Raw genomic sequence first — 8,098 nt, 5'->3', positions numbered from 1 at the left:
AAACTTGCACCATTTCCTTCCTTGTTTGGAAAAAGAATCCATTTTATTTTTATAAAAATGTGAATCTTATCTTAATTATATATATAGCCTTAGATTGTGACAAGTAGTTTTGATATACTTCTTTATAAGTACAAAAAAACTGCCAGAAAACGTAAATAGTTTTCTGGCAGAATGGCGTTCTTTTTTGGGAATTATCCCACTTTCCATAAGCATCCAATCAACGAAGCAGCCATAACCGCTTGTTGGATCATGCACAAAAACATGAGTCACGGCACCGACTATTTTACCGTTTTGAATAATTGGACTGCCACTCATTCCCTGAACAATACCGCCTGTTTTTTCAATTAATTTCGGGTCAGTTACTTTAATCACTAATCCTTTGCTTTCCGGCGTTTCTTGTAGATTGACTTTTTGGATCTCAATACTAAACTGTTCAATTGCCTGGCCGTCAACTACTGTCAGCATTTCCGCAGGTCCCACTTGAACCTGGCTCATAGAGGCTATTGGAATGGCCTGCGGATATTTCTCATTGGGTAATGTAGAACTTAGTTCACCGTAAATTCCGAAGGGGGTATTTTTACTGATATGTCCTAGTAGTTGATCTTCTTCAATAAAAACACCTATTTTTTCACCAGGATGGCCTCTGGTACCATGTTGAATTCCTGAGACTGTGGCAAGTACAATTTTGCCTTGGTCGCAATCAATGGGCTGATTAGTATCACTGTCAGTAATAATATGACCTAGAGCCCCGTAAATTTTTGATTCGGGTTCATAAAAAGACAGTGTTCCAACACCTGCTGCACTGTCGCGTACAAACAAGCCAATTCGATAACGTTTGGTATCATGGCATAACGTCGGTGATACATTAATATGCTGTTGACCTTCCATACGCTTAATCAAAACATCAATATCTCGGTTGTTTTTACCACTGTCATCGATAATTTCGGCTACTTGTGTATCGCTTTGTACAGGAATGCCATTAATACTAATAATAACATCCCCTACTGTTATCCCGGCATCTTTGGCTGGAGTGACATATTGCCCCTGCATATTGAGTACTGGTGAATTCCCGACAACAATAACGCCTTGCGATCTGAGCATTACACCAATGGAGTGACCGCCTGGAATCAACTTAATTGGTGGCAGCACATCCACCTGGACAGTACGGAATGGTATTATTCCGAACAACTTAAACTCTACAGTTGATTGCCCAAGTTTAACAGGTTCAAGTGATACCGGCCGTGATAATGCAATAATTGGCAATGACTCGTACGTTTGTACGCGAATACTGTCATCATCATGCTTGACAGAAACGGTAAGCGGAAAATTCACATCAAATAGTGCCGACTCACCTTCAATAATCCGGATATGCACGGGAAGACCGTAAATACTTCGGAATTGGGGAGAAAGACAAAATGCAAAGATTGCGCTGATAATCAATATTGCCCAAATCAGCTTGCTACTCAATAGCCGATTAAATCTTCTCATGTTTTCTTCCATCACTCCCTATTACATTCTTCCCAAATTTGCCACTCAGCCTTTCATTTAAATTATTTTTTGTTCAACCGGTTGCAAACTTAGAGTTTCCCGAATTTAAAGGGGATTATTCCGGAATTATTAGCATTTATTGCCTTGGAAGCTGATTTTGACCCTTCTCGTAAATAAAAATAGCGCAAGCTCACGCTTGCGCTTTATATTTCCAATTTGCTTTTTTTTTCATTGACGTTTCTAACATCTGTGCTGCATTATCAATGGAAAGTTGTGTTATATCACCAGAGGCCATTCTGGCTAATTCCTTCAATTGAGCATCAGGGGTTAGCCGGGTTACTTGAGTCATTGTCCGTTCATCTTCAATAATTTTTTCGATATAAATATGGCAGTCAGCCATCGAAGCAATTTGTGGTAGATGGGTAATACATAAAACCTGTTTGTCAAATGAAGCAATCCTGGCAATTTTTTCAGCTACCTTTTGTGCTGTCTGTCCGCCAATGCCAGCATCAACTTCATCAAATACCATTGTCGTAGTTTCGTCACGTTCTGAGCATACCGTTTTTATCGCTAAAGCAATTCGCGACAACTCACCACCTGATGCAATTTTATGTAATAAGCGGGGTTCTTCACCTGGATTGGCTGAAAACAGAAAAACAACATCATTGGCACCAGTTGCAGAATAATGCTTATTGCGTTTAACATCGACGATAAATTGCGCCTTTGACATTCCCAAATCCGCCAGATGGGCTGATATTTGCTGCCCCATTTCTTGTCCGGCCAGCTGCCTGAGCTTATCAATTTCGCTAGCAAGTTTCTCTACTTGTAGCTTGTGCTCGCACTCTTGCTGCTCAAGCTTACTTACACTCTCATCATAATGCGTAATTGCCGCAAGTTCCTCTGCTGCACGCTCATAATAAGCTAATATCTCTTTAACTGTTGCTCCATATTTTTTTTTCAGTTTATGGATTACATCAAGTCGATCTTCGAGTTTAGCTAATTTGGCGGGATTAAAATCTATATTCTCACGGTAATCCCTAAGCTCACCCATGGTTTCTTCTAATTGGTAAAGGGATTCAGTCACAACTCCCAACTGCTGATTAATTGTCTCATCAAAGCGGGCAGCTAATTCAAGATCCCGCTTAATATCAGCAAGACAGGCTATAATCCCATTAAAGCCTTTATTACCCTGACTCAATAACATGTAAGAACGGGATACAGAGTTAATAATTTTCTCAGCATTAGCCAGCACTCTAATCTGGCTTTCCAGCTTTTCCTCTTCATCTGGAACTAACGCTGCGGCAGCAATCTCCTGTGTTTGCCAGGTGAGCATCTCTTCGCGCTGCATACGTTCACGTGAATCCTGGGTTAGCGCTACTAGCTTGTTTTTAACTTCTTGCCAAGCTTTGAATGTCTGGCGATATTGGCCAAGTTTAGATTTAATGCTGGCTGCAAAAGCATCTGTGAGTGCCAAATGGGTTTCAGGTTTTAATAGCGCTTGATTTTCATGCTGGCCGTGCATATCCACAAGTTTTTCACAAATTTGCCGCAAAATGCTTAGTGTGACCTGGCATCCATTGATATGAATAGAATTCTTCCCATGCTTGCTCAAACGTCGGGCAATAATTACGGTACCATCATCTTCACCGATAATTCCCTGTTCATCCAGAAAGTCTTGCAGAGAACCTACACCTGTTATGTCAAAAACTGCCTCTATGCGAAAATGATCAGTTCCTGAACGGATAGAGTCTCCAGAGGCTCTGCCGCCAATAATAGCTGACAAAGCATCAATTAAAATAGACTTGCCCGCCCCTGTTTCTCCAGTCAGGATATTGAGGCCAGGCACAAATTCAATATGCGCTTTATCAATAAGCGCAAAATTGATGACAGTAAGTGACTTTAACATGATTACCTCTCCTCAAACCACGCCTATTCCACTACCCATGAGCGATCGGAATTTAGCAATAACTTGTGGGACAGCATCCATAGGTTTTACTAATACAAAAATAGTATCATCACCGGCCACTGTGCCAATAATCTCGGGCCATTTTACATAATCAATTGCATAAGCAACAGCCTGAGCAATGCCTGGTAGGGTTCGGAGAACGACAATATTTTGACTAAAGTCAATTGCTACGATAGAGTCCTGAAAGGTACGCTCCAAACGGGCCTGCGACATAATAATATTCTGCTCGGGCGGAAATGCATAACGATACCGGCCATCGCCGGTAGGAACCTTAATAAGCATAAGCTCTTTAATATCACGCGAAACGGTTGCCTGAGTAACATCAATACCGTGCTTACTCAACGCCTCTGCCAAGTCTTCCTGAGTTTCAATTATATATCGGTCAATGATTTCTTTAGTCTTTGAGTGACGCAGAGCCTTCAAGCTATTCACTCCTCATTTTTTTCGATTAAATATAAAATTGGCGGAGAATTCTTTTGATTTACTATTGACCAGCAGGCAACAGTAAATTCTTTTTGACTTAAGCTTGTAAAATAATGGAGTATGTCTTGGAGCTCCACCCTGCCATGCTCATATCCGGGATAGGCGACGATAGTAATCAGCCCTTCTGGTCTGAGTAATTGCAACGTTTGGGAGACCGCTTGTATCGTAGTCTCTGAGGATGTACTTACTTCATGATCTCCTCCTGGCAAATATCCCAGATTGAACATTGCTGCATCTACCGGCTGCTTAATATACTGGTGCATATGGGCGTGACTATCTAAAACAAGGTGCACCTTATCAGCTAGCTTATGCTTAGTAAGCAACTCATTTGTTTTAGTAAGAGCCTGAGCCTGAATGTCAAAAGCCCAGACAACTGTTGTATTGGGTGTACTATCTGCTAGAAACAAAGTATCTTTACCATTACCGGCAGTGGCATCAACAACGAGACTAGCAGTGAGAAGTTTAGGTTTTATGAATCGTTGGGCCATTACAACTGCATTAGCAGTTTGCATCTCGACCGCCTCGTAGTTTAGTTCGCAATGTTTCATAATAGCTCTTGCCGGTAAAACGGATAAAGCGAGCACGAAATGGCGAGCGTCGGACAACTACCGTATCATCCGGCAAAAGGCTATATACTGCTTGGCCATCTACGGTAAGGACAATATCGTCATGTGTTGCCTGCATCCGTACTTTTATCTCTTCATGCTCAGAAATGACCAATGCACGCGAATGCAGTGTATGAGGACAAATAGGTGTAATAACAATCACTTTCAGCTTAGGGTTAATAATGGGTCCGCCTGAAGACAAAGAATAGCCTGTTGAACCGGTTGAAGTAGCAATGATTAATCCATCGGCAGGATAGTCGGCAGTGAGTTCTTCATCAATAAACAACTTTAATTTTATCATACGTGAAAATCCGCCTTTAGCAACAACAATATCATTGAGTGCCGGTGAAATGTAAATAGGGCTCCCATCGCGGATAACAACGGCATCCAGCATGAGGCGTTCTTCAATGTAATAATCACCACGTACCAGCCTGTCTAACGCAGTACTTAGATCAGGCACTTCAATCTCAGTTAAAAATCCAAGATTGCCCATGTTTACTCCACAGACAGGGATACCGAAAGGAGCAATCTCCCGGGCGGTATTTAAGAGTGTTCCATCACCGCCTAAGGTAATTCCCAATGTAATATCATTTTTTACACATTCCAGTTTGCCAGCTAAATTAGTACATTTAAGTTCCAAAGCAGCATCTTCCGGTAACACCACTCGTACATTATGTTCCTTAAAATACTGCACAATCCAGCCCAACACTGTACTAATACTTTGTTTTTTTGTGTTGGGAAACAGCCCTACAGTCAACACGCCGTATTCCTCCGTCATCCCGTTAAATTGGCATGGGCGTCAGCGACTACGGCAGCAATACTTGCCTCGTCTACTGCAGCATCGGCCGGATAATTTGCCAGATATAAAAGATATTCAATGTTGCCCTCTGGCCCTTTAACTGGAGAGAAAGTCAGTCCTAAAGGCACCAGGGAGAGTAAGCCAGCCATATTTACGACATTGTTAATAACTTCACGATGAACAGCAGGATCTCGGACTACACCTTTTTTACCTACTTTTTCCCGCCCTGCCTCAAATTGTGGTTTAATAAGTGCTACTACTACCCCGTGTGGGGCAAGTAGTGTTTTTATTACCGGCACTACTTTATCAAGTGATATAAAGGCTACATCAATTGAAATAAAATCTAATAATTCACCTAAATCGGTTGATGTTATATTGCGAATATTGGTGCGTTCCATGTTTATTACTCGGGCGTCGGTCCTAAGTGACCATGCTAATTGCCCGTAACCAACATCAATGGCATATACTTTAGCAACACCATTCTTCAGGGCGCAATCAGTAAACCCGCCGGTTGATGCGCCCACATCAGCCATTACCTTGCCATTTAAGTCTATGCTAAACTGATCAAGCGCTTTAGCCAGTTTAAGTCCGCCTCTGCTAACATAGCCAATGCTGTCCCCATGGACAGCTATATGAGCGGTGACAGCTACAACAGTTCCGGCTTTATCTGTTTTTTGGCCATTAACAGTTACCAGTCCAGCCATAATATAGGCCTTGGCCCGTTCACGGCTGGTGGCCAATCCTTTTTCGACTAATAGGACATCAAGACGCTCTTTTGCACGTGATCCTGTCATTTTCGTACACCAAATTGCCGGATAAATGCTTCGGCACTGGCCGCAATTCCCAGGTGATCTAAGCCGTATTGGGCCATTAAATAATTGCGGGGCCCGTGCTCAATATACTTGTCCGGTAGCCCCAGACGTAACACTTTTACCCAATTAAGGTGCTGTGAATTAATGTATTCAAGTACCGCTGAGCCAAATCCTCCAGCTAACACATTATCCTCAACAGTAATAATAACACCTTTATCCCTTGCCAGTTGCCGGATAATCTGCTCATCAAGGGGTTTAACAAATCGTGCGTTTACTACACCTGCAACAATACCTTTTTCTGCTAAAAGGGTAGCGGCGTTGCGACAGGGTTCAGCCATGGTTCCAACTGCAAGAAACACGACATCCTTCCCTGGTAAGAGTTCCTCTGCCTTTCCTAATTCAATTTTAGTGAACTCCGGTTTTAACTCTACACCAAGACCATTGCCGCGAGGATAGCGAATAGCGACAGGTGCGTTTAGTTGAGTAGCGGTATAGAGCATATGCCGAAGCTCATCTTCGTCTTTAGGTGCCATAATAACTATATTGGGAATGTGGCGTAAGAAGGAATAGTCAAAGACGCCATGGTGAGTTGCCCCATCTTCGCCAACAATACCGGCCCGGTCTAACATAAATATAACCGGAAGATTTTGCAGGCACACATCGTGCAGTATCTGGTCGTAGCCGCGCTGCATAAAGGTAGAATATACGGCAACTATCGGCCTCTTGCCCTGGGTGGCCATACCTGCTGCTAAGGTAACGGCATGTTGCTCGGCAATGCCCACATCAAAAAAACGTTTAGGGTATCTGGCTGAGAAATTTTTTAACCCTGTTCCCTCAGGCATAGCTGCCGTAATTGCAACAATATTAGGGTTTTGCTCAGCCAGTTTGACCAATGTATCACCAAACACTTGGGTATAGGAGGGGGCACCCCCTGTTTTTATTACTTCCCCGGTTTCAATGCAGAATGGCCCAACACCATGAAACTTATCGGCATTACATTCTGCGGGAGCATATCCTTTCCCTTTTTGCGTAAGTAAATGAATAAGTACCGGGCCTTTAATGCTTTTCGTTTTGTCAAGAACATCCAGAATTAAGGGAATATTATGGCCGTCAATCGGCCCAAAATAGGTAAATCCCAATTCCTCAAACAGCATTCCCGGCACCAAGAAATATTTTAAACTATCTTTTACCCGTTCTGCTGTTTTAGCAACACTATCACCTATCGCAGGAATCCGGCGCAGTAAATACTCAATATCATGCTTTACTTTTGAATACGTAGGAGCGGTACGCATTTTTGCCAGATATTCTGACATTGCGCCCACATTCTTAGCTATAGACATCTCATTGTCATTTAAGATAACCGTAAGATTTATACTGAGGTGTCCGGCATGATTAAGTGCTTCATATGCTTGCCCGCCGGTAAGTGAGCCATCTCCAATCACTCCGACAACATTATAACTATCGCCTGATATATCACGAGCCAGCGCTACACCTAAGGCTGAAGATATCGAGGTACTCGAGTGTCCGGCTCCAAAAACATCGTGTTGGCTTTCACATCTTTTGGGGAAGCCGCTAATGCCGCCGGTTTTCCTTAGTGTGGAAAACTTGTTTCGGCGGCCTGTTAATATTTTATGTACGTATGCCTGGTGTCCCACATCCCAAATAAATTTATCATTAGGACTGTCAAATGCTCTGTGAAGAGCCAGTGTTAATTCAACAACACCTAGATTAGGTGCAAGGTGCCCTCCGTTAGCAGACACCGTATGTATAAGAAGCTCGCGGATTTCCCCGGCGAGCTTTTCTAATTGCCCCAAAGAAAGGCTTTTAAGGTCTTGTGGCCCATTAATGCCATCAAGCAGTTTCCCCAAACTATCTTCCCCGCTTTCCCTGACAGACGTCATATAGGTTGCTACAGATAATGTCTATTTTTAAACACATTATAGCA

General features: G+C 42.7%; 7 protein-coding genes. All 7 read right to left on the bottom strand.

Features of this window, described 5'->3' with window-relative positions; all coding sequences use genetic code 11:
• Positions 1-75: 75 nt before the first annotated feature.
• Positions 76-1,488 carry a SpoIVB peptidase gene (gene spoIVB, locus VN379_RS24025; protein ID WP_325538613.1) on the bottom strand — a complete coding sequence of 471 codons (1,413 nt, stop codon included), beginning with the start codon at positions 1,486-1,488 and terminating at the stop codon, positions 76-78.
• Positions 1,489-1,678: 190 nt separating this feature from the next.
• The gene (gene recN, locus VN379_RS24020) at positions 1,679-3,394 is read right to left on the bottom strand and encodes a DNA repair protein RecN (protein ID WP_325538611.1); all 1,716 of its coding nucleotides are present in this window, start codon (positions 3,392-3,394) and stop codon (positions 1,679-1,681) included.
• A 12-nt stretch (positions 3,395-3,406) separates the two neighbouring features.
• Positions 3,407-3,877, bottom strand: a complete 471-nt coding sequence (argR, locus tag VN379_RS24015) for an arginine repressor (protein WP_325538609.1) — start codon at positions 3,875-3,877, stop codon at positions 3,407-3,409.
• Positions 3,878-3,882: 5 nt separating this feature from the next.
• Positions 3,883-4,449, bottom strand: a complete 567-nt coding sequence (locus VN379_RS24010; RefSeq protein ID WP_325538607.1) for a class I SAM-dependent methyltransferase — start codon at positions 4,447-4,449, stop codon at positions 3,883-3,885.
• Positions 4,436-5,302: an NAD(+)/NADH kinase gene (locus VN379_RS24005; protein ID WP_325538605.1), complete on the bottom strand. Its 867-nt coding sequence runs from the start codon at positions 5,300-5,302 to the stop codon at positions 4,436-4,438. The genes VN379_RS24010 and VN379_RS24005 overlap by 14 nt, the downstream gene beginning before the upstream one ends.
• Positions 5,303-5,316: 14 nt before the next feature.
• A complete protein-coding gene (locus tag VN379_RS24000) occupies positions 5,317-6,135 on the bottom strand; it encodes a TlyA family RNA methyltransferase (RefSeq protein ID WP_325538603.1) in 819 nt (272 codons plus the stop codon).
• Positions 6,132-8,054 carry a 1-deoxy-D-xylulose-5-phosphate synthase gene (dxs, locus tag VN379_RS23995; protein ID WP_414715036.1) on the bottom strand — a complete coding sequence of 641 codons (1,923 nt, stop codon included), beginning with the start codon at positions 8,052-8,054 and terminating at the stop codon, positions 6,132-6,134. Before dxs ends, VN379_RS24000 begins: the two co-directional genes overlap by 4 nt.
• Between the last annotated feature and the right edge of the window lie 44 nt (positions 8,055-8,098).

It is taken from the genome of Sporomusa sp. (genome assembly GCF_035561255.1).
Classification (GTDB): domain Bacteria; phylum Bacillota; class Negativicutes; order Sporomusales; family Sporomusaceae; genus Sporomusa.
Note: the sequence above shows the minus strand (reverse complement) of the source record. Positions and strands in the feature narration are given on the sequence as shown.